At 50.2% G+C, this 17,056-nt stretch carries 11 protein-coding genes; 4 read left to right on the plus strand and 7 right to left on the minus strand.

Features of this window, described 5'->3' with window-relative positions; all coding sequences use genetic code 11:
- Positions 1-56 precede the first annotated feature (56 nt).
- From VN105_RS11345 to VN105_RS11375, 7 genes are all read right to left on the minus strand, one after another.
- Entirely contained in the window at positions 57-1,406 is a 1,350-nt protein-coding gene (locus tag VN105_RS11345; protein ID WP_325640895.1) for an alpha-L-fucosidase, read from the minus strand.
- Between the two features lie 11 nt (positions 1,407-1,417).
- Positions 1,418-2,605 (minus strand): DUF4998 domain-containing protein, encoded by a 1,188-nt coding sequence (locus tag VN105_RS11350; protein ID WP_325640897.1) that lies wholly within the window; start codon positions 2,603-2,605, stop codon positions 1,418-1,420.
- Positions 2,606-2,631: 26 nt separating this feature from the next.
- Entirely contained in the window at positions 2,632-3,792 is a 1,161-nt protein-coding gene (locus VN105_RS11355; protein ID WP_325640899.1) for a DUF5000 domain-containing lipoprotein, read from the minus strand.
- 30 nt (positions 3,793-3,822) lie between these two features.
- The gene (locus VN105_RS11360; RefSeq protein ID WP_325640901.1) at positions 3,823-5,709 is read right to left on the minus strand and encodes a RagB/SusD family nutrient uptake outer membrane protein; all 1,887 of its coding nucleotides are present in this window, start codon (positions 5,707-5,709) and stop codon (positions 3,823-3,825) included.
- A 23-nt stretch (positions 5,710-5,732) separates the two neighbouring features.
- On the minus strand, positions 5,733-9,122 hold the full coding sequence (locus VN105_RS11365) for a TonB-dependent receptor (RefSeq protein WP_325640903.1): 3,390 nt from the start codon (positions 9,120-9,122) through the stop codon (positions 5,733-5,735).
- Positions 9,123-9,377: 255 nt separating this feature from the next.
- Entirely contained in the window at positions 9,378-10,541 is a 1,164-nt protein-coding gene (locus VN105_RS11370; RefSeq protein ID WP_325640905.1) for a FecR family protein, read from the minus strand.
- Between the two features lie 65 nt (positions 10,542-10,606).
- Positions 10,607-11,191: an RNA polymerase sigma-70 factor gene (locus VN105_RS11375; RefSeq protein ID WP_325640906.1), complete on the minus strand. Its 585-nt coding sequence runs from the start codon at positions 11,189-11,191 to the stop codon at positions 10,607-10,609.
- A 236-nt stretch (positions 11,192-11,427) separates the two neighbouring features.
- Between VN105_RS11375 and VN105_RS11380 the strand changes: the two genes are divergently transcribed.
- The 4 genes from VN105_RS11380 (at position 11,428) to VN105_RS11395 (ending at position 16,913) form a co-directional block, all read left to right on the plus strand.
- Positions 11,428-12,576: a putative sensor domain DACNV-containing protein gene (locus tag VN105_RS11380; protein WP_325640909.1), complete on the plus strand. Its 1,149-nt coding sequence runs from the start codon at positions 11,428-11,430 to the stop codon at positions 12,574-12,576.
- A gap of 6 nt (positions 12,577-12,582) precedes the next feature.
- Positions 12,583-13,182, plus strand: coding sequence for a pseudouridine synthase (locus VN105_RS11385; protein ID WP_325640911.1), 600 nt, complete (start codon positions 12,583-12,585; stop codon positions 13,180-13,182).
- 85 nt (positions 13,183-13,267) lie between these two features.
- The gene (locus VN105_RS11390; RefSeq protein ID WP_325640913.1) at positions 13,268-15,553 is read left to right on the plus strand and encodes a family 20 glycosylhydrolase; all 2,286 of its coding nucleotides are present in this window, start codon (positions 13,268-13,270) and stop codon (positions 15,551-15,553) included.
- Positions 15,554-15,614: 61 nt separating this feature from the next.
- Positions 15,615-16,913, plus strand: a complete 1,299-nt coding sequence (locus VN105_RS11395; protein WP_325640915.1) for a hypothetical protein — start codon at positions 15,615-15,617, stop codon at positions 16,911-16,913.
- Positions 16,914-17,056: the final 143 nt, after the last annotated feature.

Consider the following 17,056-nt stretch of genomic DNA (forward strand, 5'->3'; position numbering starts at 1 on the left):
TAATCAGTTTAATCCTGAGTCAGACAACATCCGCTCCGGCGCCGAAGGCGCCAGCCTTAATTAAGCACCAACTCCACCACGGGGATCTCCACATTAGGCTGCTTCTCCGGCAGGCTCAACACCACATCGTCCCCGTCGGCAGTGAACTTCACTTCTGAATTGTCGTGCAGCAGCTGCGCGTATTTAACGCGGCCTTTATATCCCGGTAATGATAGTTTACTGGTATACTCCAGTAAGTGTACATAAAGCCTTTTGGTGTTGGGATTATAAGTAAGCATCGTGTTTTTCGGTGTGGTGAAATGATCCGGTGCATAGGTGCAGCCGTAAATGGATTCGCTGTTGCCTTTCATCCATTCGCCTATATTGCCGAGGGCATTTTGTGCGCGGTAGTCGAATAAGCCGCGGGCCGTGGGGCCTACATTCAGGATGAGGTTACCGCCGCCGCTTACGGAACCTATCAGCAGTTCCAGCAGCTGGTGTGTGCTTTTCCAGGAGTTTTCATCGCGGTAGTAGCCCCAGGAGCCGGAAAAGGTTTGGCAGGTTTCCCATGTTTTGCCGCGGTACTGTGCCAGCTCTTCCACTTTCACCTGTTCGGGGGTGAGGAAGTCGGCGCCGTCTTCGTATTCTTCCAGGTTGAGGCGGTTGTCTACAATGATGCCGGGTTGCAGTTTGCGGATCATTTTCAGCAGGTTCACGGCGTCCCAGTCGTCTTTACCTTTACCGTTTTTACCGGGATAGGAGAAGTCGAGCCAGAGGATATCTATTTTGCCGTATTGGGTAAGCAGTTCCGTGATCTGGTTGCGGAGATACTGCCGGTACTTGTTCATGTCCTTACCTTTATTAAGGCGGGCATAGGTGCTGTCGGCGCCATTGTCCACACGTTGGGGGTGTACCCCGTCGATAGTGAAATCCGGGTGGTGCCAGTCGATCAAAGAATAATAGAACCCTACCCTGATGCCTTCCGCGCGGAAGGCGTTAACGAATTGCCGCACCAGGTCGCGGTGGGCAGGAGTGTTGGTGGCTTTGTAGTCGGTGTACTTACTGTCGAACAGGCAAAACCCTTCATGGTGTTTGGTGGTAAGTACCGCATACTTCATACCGGCCGCCTTTGCCTGTTTGGCCCATGATGCAGGATCAAACTGGTTGGGGTTAAACAGGTCGAAATAGTTTTGGTATTGCGCGTTGGTAAGGCGTTCATTATGCTTCACCCATTCGTGGCGGGCGGGTAGTGCATACAGGCCCCAGTGGATGAACATACCGAAGCGGTCATGTGTCCACCAGGCCATGCGTTTTTCCTTCTGGGCAAGTGTTTCATTGCTTATCTTTTTTTTCTCCTGCGCCAGCAGTGTAATAACGGGGCTGCATAAAAGCAGGATGATCCCTAATTTCCTGAGTTGTTTGTTCATGGTATGAATTGCTATTTATCTCTGATCAATAATACTTTGCTGATGCGGATGGTTTGTTGTGAAGGATTGGACAGCGTGCCGGTAAACCCAACGGTAACGGTGGTTGGCGCTGTGAGTATGAAAGCGGCAGACGCGTATTTATTATTGTTGTTCACAAACCTGGCCGCGCCCAGGGAAGTATTTACCTGGTCTATATCTGGCAGGGTGTTGCCTGCTGCTACCAGCAGCCAGGTATTTTCAAGGGTGTTATCAATATTGGAGGCTTCCGCTTCAAAGCGGTATTCTCCTGCGGGAAGGGTAAAGGTCTGGTAGATTTTACCGTTGGTGATAGGGCCGTTGTCCCAGATCCAGAGGGTTAGCCTGCCGGCGCCGTCTATATTATCGTAGGTGCCGTTCCTTTCTGCTTCGGCGTTGTATTGCCAGTCTTTCACCTGTCCGAAGCGGCCGCCAAACGGTTTATTGTTATCCAGTGCAAACGGTGCGCCCGGATTACGTATATACGTTTGCGTGATATCTTCTTTTACCGCTTTTGTTTCAAAGGGCGTATAGAAAGTATCTACGGCTTGTTTATCGGGTTGGTATAAAGTGCGGTAGCGGAAGCTGCTCATAGATAAATAATTGGCGAGTACGGTTACCTGGGCTTCCGGTTCTGCGGTAATGATGGTATCGTGGGCTACCTGGTCGCTGGTGGTGTATTGCAGTTGCATACCAATAATACCGCCGCTGGTATCGATGTTGGCCCAGCTTATTTCTGCCTGGCCTTCTTTCATTTCGGCGTTGCTGAAGGCCCTGGTGAGCAGGGCATCTTCATACAAACTACCGTATACAAAACCGGTAGCTTCAGAGCGAACGGAAGTATTGCCGTCGCGGTCAAAGTTGTATACTTCGAAAGTATATGCCCTTTCTTCCAGGTTGGGGATCACGTAGCGGATGGTATCTACACCGCTGGTACGTTTAATATCCAGCATGGCGGAGTCTTTACGGTTGTTCCAGTAAATTTTGGCGCGGCTGATCTTCGGATCGGAGATGAGTAACCACGATAGCTGCACGCGGTTGCGGCCGGCGTGTACCACGAGGGAATCGGCTTTACCGGTATAGAGTATTTCGCCGTTGCCCAGGTATTTTTTATAGTCGCTTTGTTTGGTGCAGGCGCTGATGAGCAGTACGCCGGCAAGTATCATATAAGGAAGGATGCGCATAGCATTTTTTTTTAGGTAGATGATCATCATTTGTCGTTACCCCAGAACTTCATTTCCTGGATGTTGGCAGCGTACCCGCCGTCGGTCCAGGTGCGGAGTATTTTTATACGGATATACCTTACGCGTGGTGCGTCCAGTGGCACGGTCATTTGTTCACCGGCAATGCTGGCATCTATGTCGTCCTGTGTTTTTTGTCCTACGGGCAGGCCGGAAGGCTTTATCACGGTATGTTCCACCAGGCGGGTCCAGCTATCCCAGCTGCCATCGGAAGCGGGATTGGTGGAGCCCCATATTTCAAACTTGCGCACATTGTTCTGTAAATAGATCCATTCATTGGGGCGTTGCCACAATGTAATGCGGCTTAGCTGCGCCGTAACGCCAAGGTCGAAGGTGATGGACATGGGCATGCCATCCAGCTTATCTGCCGAGTGCCACAGCGTTCCGTTCCAGAGATTGGGAATAGGCAGCCCCCAGCCATAATCCACATCTCCCGGTAATTTCACTTCTTTAAAATTCGCTTTATCCAGCAGTTTTTCAAAGATGGGTACCAGTTCCTGTATAATGGTATCCGACTGGTTGCCCCAGCGGTCGCGCACATAAAAACCGAATTTTCTTTTTTCCGCTGCAAAGCCCCTGATGGAATAGTTCCCGCTTTGCAGTTTGGTGTAATGCACATCCGAAGAACCGAATACGCCGGCAGAGTCGTTGGTGAGCGTAACGATAGCGATATCTGCTTTGGTATCGTTTTTAAAACTGATATTGATCCCGCCGAAGTCCGCTTTTATTTCCAGCGATTTCCGCACGTTCAGCATGGGGGGCGACAATGGTTTAATATGCGTGGTGACCGGCTCGGAGGCTGTTTCATTGCGGCTCACCACGTACAAGGCAATTTCATGGGTGGCGGTATCGCCAAAGCCATCTACCACCAGGAAGTTATTATAGTAAGATGATCTTATTTCGCGTTGCTCTCCCGGCCGTATATTGTACACGGCCTTCACGTAAAGGATATCCTTATTATCCGGAAGGCTGTAGGTGATCTTAGCAGCGCCGGGCATATTGGTTACATTGAGATTGGTGACCATACCCGGTTTTTCGCCGGAAGAATTTACCGGCTGATGGGTTTCTTTTTTGCAGGCAGCTGTCATTAACAGGCAGGCGAGCGGCAGTATATATTTATGAGCGTTCATATTGTATACAGTTTAAGTAAATTGAAATGATCACCATCCGAAGCCCTGCACCAGTTTGGGATTGTTCAGCAGGTCCCAGCTTTCAATGGGCCAGAGGTAGTTGCGGGTCTGGAACGTTTGCCGGTACAGTGTTCTCACGCGGTAGTAGAACACGGGGTCCGACTGGTCCACATCCCAACCCGTAACGGGTTTATTCAGTTCTTCCATGCATTTTTTCCAGCGGCGCAGGTCCCAGAAGCGGGCGCCTTCCATAGCCAGTTCTATCAGCCTTTCCTGTTGAATGATCTGCCGGAAGCCTTCTTTGGTCTGGAACTTGGCTGGTTGCCGGGAATAGGCCGTCCAGGCCGCCTGTACGCCTTTCAGGCCGGCGCGGTCCCTCACTTTATCGATGTAGGTAAATGCCTCCGGCTGCGGACCGGCATCTTCATTTATTGCTTCTGCGTACAACAGGTACAGGTCTGCGAGCCGCATTTCCGGCCAGGGATGGTTTTCTATGAACAAGCCTTGTCCTTCCAGGATCTCATTTTTCCAGTTCACCAGTTTCTTGGCAAAGTAGCCGGTGGTGTTATTATCATAAATGTTTTTGCGTGTTTGCCATTGGCCTGCTTTGGATTCTATGTGAAAGGTTTTCTTTTGCATCATCCACATGGCGCCATCGAAGGCCAGGTCTGCATAAAAACGGGGTTCGCGGTTGAAGTGCATGGCCGCAGTAGTATATCCTTCCTGGATCAGTTCTCCTTCTGCTTTTACGGCGGTTCTCAGTTTAAGGCGACCGGCATAATCAAACGTTTTATCTTCGTTCATAGGCACGCCTTTGTCCGTATAAAACTGTTCTGCAATTTTCATGGTGGGCGCCAGGCTGCCTAATACCGACTCATTGCCTATACGCGCAGGATCGAGGCGGGGCATGGCCTGCCGCTGCATTTCGTAGGTGCTGCCGGTAGGGTTGGCCCAGATGATCTCAGGGTTCCATTGTTCACAAAGACTATTACGTATCGACATTTGCCTGGTCAGTGTATCCGACAACGTTACCCCCAGCTGGCTGAAGGTATAGAGGAGGTTGCCTGTGGCTTCGCATTCTTCAATAGCTGCTTTACAGGCATCGGCGGCCGCTTTCCACTTGGCGGCGTTGTAGGTGGTATTGAAAAGCGGGCTGCCGTCCGCATTTTTGAAGGCTATGTAATCGGTATTGCCGTTGAACAGCGGGCTGGCAGCGGTTACCAGCACCCTTGCTTTAATAGCCATGGCAATGGGTTTGGTAATGCGTCCCAGTTCCGTGGAGCGATCGGCAATGATCTCTGGCAAACCGGTGGCAGCGGTATCCAGCAAATGTGCAATATAGTTAAACACAGTATCCACATGTTCCCGGGGTACTTTGGTGGCTTCCGCCGTGCTGGAAATGGGCAGGTTGTAACGGATCACCGGGATAGGGCCGTACTGGCGCAACAGCAGCCAGTGGTAGTAAGCTTTGAGAAAAATCACTTCCGCACTCCAGCGGTCTTTTTCCGGTTGGCGCATGTCTACCACCTTATGAATATTTTCCAGGAAAATATTGCAATCGCGCAGCGCCTTGTAATACTGGCTCCAGTTAGCCATATACACATTGTTGGCGCTCTGGAATCCCTGCGCTATCTGCCAGGGTGTTTCGCTGGTGCTGTAGGGGCGCACCATCCAGAACTCATCGCCGGCTACCAGTGCGGGATTGAAGGAAAGATCCGCACTGTAGGGAAGATAGGAGTAGCAGGTGAACAGGTACTTCTCTGCTTCTGCACGCATGGTGAAGGCATTATCAATAGTAGCTACGTTGTCCGGTACCACATCCAGGAATTTCTTACAGGAGGCAGCGGAAAGTAATAGTACGCATAGCCCGCAATATTGCAGGAAGCGGCGTTTAAGATATGTAGTGGTATGTTTCATTTTTTGCATCATTAAACGGTGAATCAAAGTCCCAGTGTTATACCCATATTAATTACCCTTTGTACAGGGTAGCCTAACCCGTTGCCGCCCATTTCCACGTCCCAGGTTTTAAATTTGCTGAGCGCAAAAAGATTGGAGGCATTGGCGTAGATGCGTGCGTTGGTCATGTGTACGCGGTCCAGCAGGCTTTTGGGAAAAGTATATCCCATTTCGAGCGACTTTAACCTTAGAAAATCACCGTTGCGCATCCACCAGGTGGAGGTTTGGTTATTGTTGTTCACGAAGTAATCGCTCAGGCGGGGCCACATGGCGTACAGGTTGCGGTTACTTTCGCTCCAGTGGTCGTCGGCAATGGCTTGTAACAGGCCGTGTTGGCCGCCGCCGTTAAGCACAAAAGGCGATATTTCGTAGGAGCTGATCCAGAAGGAGGAACGTGCAGAGCCCTGGAAAAAGAAGCTCAGGTCGAACTGTTTGTAACCAAAAGAAAACCCGAACCCGTAAGTGATTTCCGGCGTTGTAGGCAGGCCAATGGGCACGGCATCGGAAGCGTTGATCTGCCCGTCGCCGTTTACATCATGGTATTTGATATCGCCGCCCATTACTGCCTGTCCCCAGTTCTGGTAAGCGGAATTAGCTACTTCCTGTTCATCTACAAATAATCTTTCTGCTATATAACCCCAGGTTTGTGAAAGGGAATGCCCTACGCGGGAGCGGTAGGCTTCGGGATAAATGGGTTCTTCATTTACCAGCAGTTTACTGGTAGCGTAGGTGAAGTTGCCGCGGAACTGTACAAAGGAGTTGTTGTTAAAACTTTTCGTATAGTCGATGGCGAGATCCACGCCTTTACCGGAGGCTTCGCCCACATTGGCCTGGGTAGCGGCATTCAGCCCCATGGTGGTGGGAATGGTGCTGCGTGTCATCAGGATGTTGGTACGGTGTTCCTGGTATACATCCAGTACAATGTTCATCGCATTGAACAGGCCCAGTTCCATTCCCAGGTTTGTTTTGTAGGATTTTTCCCAGGTGATGTCACGGTTCTCATAACGGTTCACAGATACACCGGGGCGGGAGTAGCTTTTTCTTTCCCCGAATACGGCGCCTTTGCTGATGTCGTTCATATTCACATCGGAGAGATAGAAGAAGCGGTCGTTTTCATTACCTATCTGGTCGTTGCCCACGAGGCCGTAAGTAGCGCGGAGTTTCAGTTTATCTATTGTACGGGTGAGTGGTTTGAAAAAGGCTTCGTTCTGCAGGTTCCAGGCAATACCGGCGGAAGGGAAAAAGCCGAAGCGGTGGTTGCTGGCAAATCTTTCTGAGCCGTTGTAACCGAAGTTAAACTCAGCCAGGTAGCGGCTATCGTAATCGTATGTGAACCTGCCGGATACGCCCTGGTTGCGGTGGGGCAGGGAGGTTTGCAAGGTGCCTGCATTCGCAGTGAGGTAGTTACGTACCAGGCCAATGAGCATACCGGACACGTTGTGTACTTTATTGAACTGCTGGTTGTAGTTCACCGCTGCTTCCATATATGCCGTGGTGTTCAGCACTTTATTACCGGGCTCATAGCCCAGGTATTCCGTACCGTTGGTATTGAGCGAAGTAAGCGTAGGTGTTTTGGTGAACTGGTCGTATTTCATGGTGTAGAAGTAGGGGGTATAACGGCGCGTTACATCGAAGTAGGAGTAGCGTTCCGTGTAGCCCATCAGGCGGGCGGTAAGACCAGGCAGCAGGAATTTAAAATCCTGCTTCAGTTCCACCTGTACCAGCAGGGTAGAGGTATTGTATTGCTGGTAACCCGACACAGAGTTGGCATAAGGATTATTATAAAGGTTGCCGCCATCGCCGGGCAGGCTGTTAAAGCCTGGCTTTACGGCGTTACCAAACAATGGATGTTTCAGTTCAGGTGCATAGCTGGCGGGATATACCGCGGGGAACATCACCGGGTTGGCCCATACTGTTTGTGAAAAGAGGCCGGCGCCGCCGCCTACAGGGCCGTTGTAATCGTCGAACTGCCCGTAGGTGCGCACAATAGCCTGTGAAGTAGGGGTGAGGTTGATGTTTACGTTGGAACGCAGCGAATAATTTTTTAGTTTGATGTTGCTGTTGAAGTTGTTCCGCTGGTCGATGTTCAGTACGCCGTTGTCTACATTATAAGTACCTGCAATATAGAACTGCGCTACTTTTCCGCCGCCTTTCAGGTTGAAGTTGGTGCGCTGGTTCACGGTGTAGTCTTTGATCAGTTGTGCTATCCAGTTGTTGTTTGGATACAGCAGGGGGTCATCGCCGGCGGCGGTATGATCAATTTTAGATTGGGAATATTGTACATCCTGCAAAGGAAAACGGGTAAGCACCGCTTCATTTGCCAGCTTCATGTAAGTAATGTTATCGGCAAATTTGAAATTGCGGGTATTGCTGGAAATAGAGTTTTCGAAGCGCGCATTGAAAGATGTTTTTGCTTCCACGCCGGATTTAGTTGTTACGAGCACCACGCCATTGGCGCCCCTGGCGCCATAGAGAGATGATGCGGTAGCATCTTTCAAAATAGAAAACCCGGCTATATCATCCGGTTGCAGGCGGGCCAGGTCATTAGTGCTGGATTCCATCCCATCAATCAATATCAGCGGATCTACCTTACCGGTACCAAAAGTGGTAATACCACGTATGAAGAAACTGGCATTATCCCTGCCGGGCTCCCCGCTGCGCTGGTAAGATATAACGCCGGAAAGGCGGCCGGCCAGCATAGTAGTAAGATTACTGGTAGGGCCTTTCAGTTCTTTGGGATTGATACTGGTAACGGCGCTCACCATGCTTGTTTTCTTTTGTGTACCATAGGCTACCACCACTACTTCCCCTACATCCGATACTTTTTGCTGCATGGTTATTTTAAGCAGCTTATCGTTCTTTATTTGTACGGCCACCGGCTGCATGCCCACCATAGTAAATAGAAGGCTGTCGCCAATATTGGCTTCAATAGTGAAAATACCCAGTTCATCGGTGAGGGCGTTGGTATGCGATGTTTTATTCACCACCGTAACGCCTACCATGGGCGTACCGCTGCTTTCCGTTACCTGTCCTTTTATTTTTATGCGTACGGCTGTCGTGGAGGCGGTAGTGACGGGGAGTATTTTCCTTTTAAGGACAATTGTTTTTTTAACGATGGTCCAGGTAAGTGGCTGATCCCTGAACACTTCTTCCAGCAGCTGTTCCAGCGATACGTTTTCCTGTGAAACGCTTACCGGTTTGGCATTGTCTACCATCTGCAGGTCGAACACAAATACATAACCGGTTTGTTTGCGGATAGATTTAATGACCTCCATCAGCGGGGCTGCTTTTACGTGCAGGGTTACCGGCTGCGCATACCCGGTGGCACGGGCCTGTAGCAGGGTGGATAGCAACAGTAAGAAGGTGAGTTTCATAAAGCATAATAGTTTTTGGTTTGATGAAACATGCCACCGGTTACGGCGGACTTGCTGAAAAGCTTGCATCATTTTTTACTGCGATTTAGCATGTTAATTAAGGTTGATGACGGTACATAAAGGCATAGCTGCGCCGGAGCGTGCAGGCCGCTAAAGGTTATTCACTGTCCGTAAGTAGTGCTGAGCGTTGTTAAGCTGTAATTGATTTTGGCTGATGTCTGTTTTTCTTCATAACTAAAAAATACGCGTGGTTTTTTATGGACTTACTGTAATTGTTTTATCATCGATGTTGAAATGGATGCTACCGGTTAATTCCAATGTGTGTAAAATATCTTTAAGACTATCCTGCCGGGAAAATGTAGCGGCAAAGGCTTTGTTGGTTAATTCTCCTTCATAAATAAATTGCACATCATACCAGCGGGCCAGTTCGCGCATAATGCTTTTGATGTTGCCGTTAAATTCAAAGCGGCCCTCTTTCCATGCCACAGCGGCGTCCACATCGGCGTTGCTGATGCTGATCCCTTTGTGTTCCCGGTTTACCAACGCCTGCTGGCCCGGTTTCATGAGCCGCACCGTGTTTCCGCTGATCACGTTCACGGCGCCTTCCAGCAGCGAAGTGCATATGTTTTGTTCTTCTTCGTAAGCCATCACATTGAAGTGGGTACCCAGTACGGCAATTTTTACAGTATTGGTTTTTACAATAAAAGGTTGACTGGCCTGTTGGGCTATTTCAAAATATACTTCTCCCTGTATGGATACTTCGCGGGTACTATCTGTAAAGGCGGTGGGGAAACGGATGGAGGAAGCTGCGTTGAGCCATGCTTTGGTACCATCCGGCAATATCACCTGGTAAGTGCCTCCTTTATTGGTATAAAGCGTATTGATGGTAGGCGTAACGGTGGTGTTACTGGCATAAGAAAGCGTGTTGCCCTGGCGGTTTACGGATACGCCGGATTGTACATCCATGGCCGTATCTTTTTGTTGTTCCAGGTCAATAACGGAGCCATCGCCGCGTACCAGGCGGGCGCGGTCATCTTTAAGTGAAGGTGCGTGGTTGCTGGCAACAGGTATATTTACCGCGGTGCTTTTTACATATATTTTATAACCTGCTACTGCAATGGCCCCGAGCACACAGGCGGCAACAGCTATGCGTTGCCATACGGGCATGGTGCGCACAGGAGCTGGTGGCGCAGCAGCAGTGCCGGTTTGCATAATGTGGCGGAGCATGTTGGCGGCAGTATCATCCGGCATGGCGCCGGTTTCTTCGTCGGCCTGCAGGAGCAATTCATCCAGCAGGTGTTTCAGTTCTTCGTCGTATGCCGGTTGTTCCATCAGGTGCATAAACTCCTGTTGTTCTTCCGGTGAGCATTGCCGGGAATAATAACGGTTAAACAGGTACCTGAATCGGGATACTGTCATGAATAGCTATTTGATTAAGGAGACTATAAAATGAAGCAGATGGGTTAGTGCGTAGAAAAATATTTTTAACTGCATACCCATAACAGGATAAGGAACGTGTTAAGGTCCATCCGGGTGAGGCAAAAAGCACGGATGGAACGCATGGCATTTGCCAGGTGCACTTTAATGGTTTCAGGGCTCAGCTGCAGGCGGTCCGCAATTTCATTTCTTTTCAGTCCCTCTTCCTTGCTGAGCTTATAGATCAGTCCCTGCTGGGGTGGAAGCTGGGCAATGGCATGTTGCAGGATCTGCTCATATTCCTTGTGGAGATGATGGGCGTCCCTTACATCATGCACCATAGCGGCGCTCAGCTCGGATTCCATCAGCTGTTCACGGGCCAGCAGTTTCAGGGAAGTGAAAATATGATTGCGCGTTGTGGTAAAAAGGTAGGCCTTGAAGTGACTGATCTCATGTAACTCATACCGCTTCATCCACATCTTCATAAAAACATCCTGTACAGTATCCTCTGCCTGCGAAGCACAATTCAACAAACGGAAAGCAATAGCGTATATGCGGTGACGGTAGTGATGGAATACCTCCGCAAAGGCATGATCATTGCCCTGAGCGAGGCTCAACAAAAGCTCCCTTTCATTGTAGGTGTTAATTTCCATACGTGGTTACAAGTACAACCAAATTACTTGATTTACAGATAGCTTGTTAACCGTAAATTAGCCGCTATTAATAGTATTTTATCCTTTAATAAATGCAGCATGGGTACCGTCTACCACATTTACTAAAAATCGTTGGGTACTGGTTACCGGCTGGTAACCACCGCCTGCTATTCCGAAATGATTTAAATTAGCGGTTTAATACTATATATAGGACGATTAAATGTGACCCGGGAATTATGGAAATGATAAATGAAGCAACATACCAGGCAGCCGCAAAGGTGTCTGCCACAATAGAAGCACATTTTAAGAAACATCTTTGTGCTGCCACGGAAAACGGGGAGGATGATCTCGCTACGGTACCGGCAGCCCGGCAGGTGGAGAAAATTATTGACGTGGCCTTCTGGGCCAGCTTACGAAAGGAAGAAGGAAACCCTATCCGTATTTCCCTGGCGTTTTTACCGCCTTCACAGGCGGGTAAGCCCTTACTGTTTGCCGAGCCGTTGCTGCTTACCCCGCAGCTGCTCACCAAACTGGCGCCGGGCGTGGAAAGGCCGGGCATCCACATTGGTGTATGGCCGGTAGGCGATGAACTGTATGTATGGGGCACTACCATAAAACTGCCTAACCTTTGTTTTGTGCTGGATGTATCCGAACCGGGACTGCTGGTGGTAAAACACCGCCGCGCTGCGGGTTTGGGCAAGTTCACCAACGTGGCTATGCTGCGGGGCGACCAGGTAAAGGTGGTGAATGAAGACAGTGGGCTGTTGCCTGATAGTCCGCCTATACTCCGTTCCCTGCTGGGGTTAACGCCTTCCTGTTTATGGAACAACGGTGTAAATGTATTGATCCAGATAGCCGTGTCTATGCGGGCGCATAAGCGTGGCGGCATACTGCTGGTAACGCCCTCCAACAGTGATGCCTGGCGGGAGTCTATCATTCATCCGCTGCAATACCCCATCAGCCCGGCTTTTTCCGGGGTGGCCGATTTGCTGCGATACGACGGCAAAAGCGTTACCGAGATCTTCTGGCAGAATGCACTGCGCCGGGAAGTGGAGAATATTACCGGCTTAACCGCGGTAGACGGCGCCACCATTGTAAACGACCAGCAGGAGCTGCTGGCCTTTGGCGCCAAAATTACCCGGGCCAAAGATGCATGGCCTATTGATAAAGTGCTGCTTACCGAACCCATTGAAGGAGGCGTGCCTGCGCTGATCCACCCATCGGCCATTGGCGGCACCCGGCATTTATCGGCTGCGCAGTTTGTGCACGACCAGCACGATTCCCACGCACTGGTAGCATCGCAGGATGGTTATTTTACGGTATTCTCCTGGTCGGATCACCAGCAGCTGGTACAGGCGCACCGCATCGATATCCTGCTGATATAACCGCTTATGCACAGATACTTCATTGTAAACAAGCCTTTTGATATGGTGTCGCAGTTTATCAGCTCGCATGATGTGCGGTTGCTGGGGGAACTGCCGTTCAATTTTCCCGAAGGCACACATGCCATAGGCCGGCTGGATAATGATTCCGAAGGATTACTGATCTTAACCACCAATAAAAAGGTAACGCGGTTATTGTTCCAGGGAATTACACCGCATGAAAGAACATACCTGGTAAAAGTAAAGGGGCATATGAGCGCTGCTACCTTACAGCGTTTAAAAGAAGGTGTGCCTATAAGTGTGGCAGATGGAGCGGAGTATATCACCACGCCCTGCCGCGTGGAAATAGTAGCGCGCCCGGAAGGATTGTTTGCTCATCCGCGGGAGCTGCCGGTGAATGCGCCGCATACCTGGCTGGAAATTACCCTCACGGAAGGGAAGTTTCACCAGGTGCGTAAAATGGTAGGGGCAGTACACCACCGCTGCCAGCGGCTCATACGGGTATCTATCGAGAACCTGTTGCTGGGCAACCTGCAACCCGGCGAGGTAAAGGAACTGCCCGAAGAGGCATTTTTCCGGCTGCTAAAAATTACCAACTACAAGGATTAATCATGATAAGCGAAGATCACATTAGTTTACTGACAGGTTTCTTACTAGGTTTGCCGATCGGACATCATGCTATAACGAATAATTTATGAAGAAGACTTTCTGGCTTGCAGGCGCTTTGTGTTTACTGCTGCAGGCAGCTTTCGCGCAATCTGCGCGCTATCCCTTAATTCCTTACCCCCAGCAGCTGGAGGCGAGAACAGGGGAGTTTGTGATCACACCAGCCACGAAGCTTGTATTACCCGCAGGTTTTTCAACCGAAACCACGCAGTTGCAGGCGTTGCTGAAACAGGCCCTGGGCAAGCCTTTGCCGGTAGCTAAACAAGCGGCAAAAGGCGCTATTGTAATGCAACAGAACCCCGCACTGGCAGGAGAGGAGGATTATACCATGGAGGTGAGCGCGCAGCAGCTGCTGATCAGCGCCCGCACCGCTACCGGTTTTTTCCGCGCTATTCAAACATTAAGGCAACTGATGCCGGCGGGTATAGAAGGAGGGCACGCATTGAAAAGTGTGGCTATCCCGGCTATGCTGGTAAAAGATCATCCCGCCTATAGCTGGCGGGGCATGCACCTGGATGTGTCCCGGCATTTCTTCTCCGTTAATTATCTCAAAAAATTCATCGACCTGCTGGCTTTATACAAAATGAATAAACTGCACCTGCACCTGACCGACGACCAGGGCTGGCGCATTGAAATAAAGAAATACCCATTGCTTACATCACAGGGCGCCTGGAGGCAATTCAACAACCAGGATTCCGTTTGTATGCAGAAGGCCAAGGATAACCCGGATATGGCTATTGACCCGCAGCACATCATTAAAAAAGATGGTAAAACCCTGTACGGTGGCTTTTATACACAGGAACAGATGAAAGATATTATCCGCTACGCGGCCGATCGCCAGGTGGAAATTATTCCTGAAATAGATATGCCCGGTCATATGATGGCCGCCATCCGTTCCTATCCTTTCCTTACCTGCAGCGAGGAAAAGGGCTGGGGCAAGAATTTCTCCACGCCTATTTGCCCTTGTAATGAGTCTACTTTTTCTTTTGCGGAAGATGTATTTACGGAGATAGCCGCTTTATTCCCTTCCAAATATATTCACCTGGGGGCCGACGAAGTAGAGAAAACCAGCTGGGCAGCATCTCCCGCCTGTGCTGAGGTAATGAAGGCCAACAACCTGAAAACTGTGGAAGAGCTGCAAAGTTATTTTGTAAAACGGATGGAGAAATTCTTCAACGCCAAAGGCAAGGTGCTTATTGGCTGGGATGAAATTCTGGAAGGGGGGATCAGTCCTACCGCGGTGCTGATGTACTGGCGCGCCTGGGTACCGGATGCGCCCATTAAAGCGGCCCGCCATGGCAACACCGTGATCATGACGCCCGGTAACCCGCTGTATTTCGATGGTGCGCCCGACCGTAATTCCATCTATAATGTATATCATTTCAACCCAATACCCAAAGGCTTAACAGACGATGAAGCAAAACATATTATAGGCGCACAGGCCAACATATGGACGGAATACATTCCTTCTGAAAAGCGGGCCGATTATATGTTCATGCCCCGCATGACCGCCCTGGCCGAAGTAACCTGGACCAACCATCCGGACTACGATGGCTACCTGCAACGGCTAAACGCACATTACAAACGCCTGGACCTCCTGGGAGTACATTACCGCCTGCCGGACCTGGACGGCTTTACGGAAGACAACGTATTTGTAGATAATGTAACCCTGTATGTACAAAAGCCACTAACGGACATGACTATCCGCTATACCACAGATGGCAGCATCCCCGATGCGCATTCCAAGGTATTGCCGGATAATTATGTGATCCGTGAGCCGCAATCCATTAAGCTGGCGGCTTTCAGTCCTGCGGGTAACCGGGGTGATATTTACAGCCTGCGTTACCGCAAGGAGGCTTATCTTACACCTACCGTAGTAAAAGATGCCCGCCCCGGCCTGAAGCTGGATTATTTTGAGGGTTCTTACAAAAGCGCAGCCAGGATCAAAGAGCAGGCCGATAGCTCCATCAGAGTAACAAACGCCATCATTCCCGAAGGCATGGGCAAAGGCGGCGGACCATTTGGCGCAAAAGTATATGGCTACATCAATGTACCCACCACCGGTATCTACAGCTTTTACCTCACTGCCGACGACGGCGCTATTTTATATATAAACAACCAGGAAGTAGTGAACAACGACGGCTGGCATGCACCGTTCCAGAAAAGCGGGCAGGTAGCCCTGGAAAAAGGCTGGCATCCTATAAAGGTGGCTTTCGTGGAAGGCGGCGGCGGATACACGCTGAAGCTGGAATACAGCCTGAATGGCAGCAAACTGCAGCCCGTGCCTGATAGCTGGCTGGGAGCGGGGTTGTAAAGCATAATATTGGAAACGGGTGGCGCTAAGCTGCCCGTTTTTGTTATTTTTGACACCGTTTATGCGTAGTATAAAAATATTCCTGTTCCTGTTAACCTTTGCGCTGCCTGCATCTGCAACAGATGCGGCGTTAGCGAAGATCCTGGCAGCTCTCAGCACTGAGCAAAGCACTTTGTTGTATCAATACGGCACTCTTAATACCTGGGCCACTCCCGTGGAGGCAGATAGCTTCTGGCGCGTGCATCAGCCGGCGTTAGGCGCTATTACACCCGAACAGGGAAAGGTGCTGGCAACCGAGTTGCTGAATAACACTACGCTCGCTTATACTATTAAAAAGCCTTCCCGGTTGCAGGCCCTCCGCGGTGTGTTCACCGCCTCCAGGCTGTTGCTGGGGCTTGCCGCACTGGTAGCAGCTTTTGCCGCAGTGCAGTTGATTGGCCGGTACTTACCGGGCGCCTGGCAATGGCTGCTGCGGCATTTTTACCCCTTGTTCCGGCGGCTGTTTTCCCCGCAGATGCTTAGCTGGGAATTACTGGTGGTAGCCTTGGCCGGCATTTATTTGGGTCCTTTGATCCCCGACCTGGTGATCCGTACCATCGTGATTCACGTAGGGCTGGTGCTGTTTTGGACCCAACTAACGGCCATCCTTACACGCCGTTATTTTGCGAAGCAGTACACGCGTATTATCGTGGAAAGCTTTGAAGATTATAACACGCCCCTGGAGGCTTTTTTGTACGTATCCATACCGGCGCTGCTTACCTCCACTGCGGTATGGTGGGTAATGCAGGTATGCCCGGATGCGTGGTACCCTTACGAAGTGATAGTGCCTGCCATGGTGGGTGTATTCACATTGCCGCCTTTACGCGGTATGGAAAAAGCATTGAGCCGTTTGCTGTTTCCTTTTACCCATGAACGGTTACGGGCAAAAGATCAGCGCGCTGCCGCGTACATGGTTATTTCCCTGGTGGTATGGGTGGCATTGTTATTACTACCCATATTGCTGCCTGAGGCGCTACTGGTACTTACTATTTTCCTCACCGGGGCATTCCTGTTAATTTCCATAGCAGATGTGATCCACAGCGGCGGCAAAAACTATATCTGGCTGCAACTGCTTACCCTGGGCTTTCTTTTTGCAGTGGTAATAACAGGCGCCCAGCTGGAATTGCTGTTACTTACCTGGACGGGCATGGGTGGTTTACTGCTGTATGTACTGATCAAGTACTGGGAAGTGCCGGTGCTGCTAGGCTGGAGCTGGAAAAATAAAAAGGCATGGGGCGCGCTGGGTATGGCCCTGCTCATATGGGGCATTGCTGTATTGATCCGTTCCCGCCCGGAATGGTTTACTTTTTTTCAGGGATGAATGAGAATTTGACGCAAAAGTGTATTTTTGCGCTCCTTACATGCACGGCATTTAATTAATTTAAGATACGCGCAAGCCCGAAAACGTACTGACAAGGCTTCTCAGGGCCTCCAAGGCGGGTGTAGGGTTTGCGCTTTTTTATT

It is taken from the genome of Chitinophaga sp. (assembly GCF_035564935.1).
In the GTDB taxonomy this organism is placed as follows: Bacteria; Bacteroidota; Bacteroidia; order Chitinophagales; family Chitinophagaceae; genus Chitinophaga.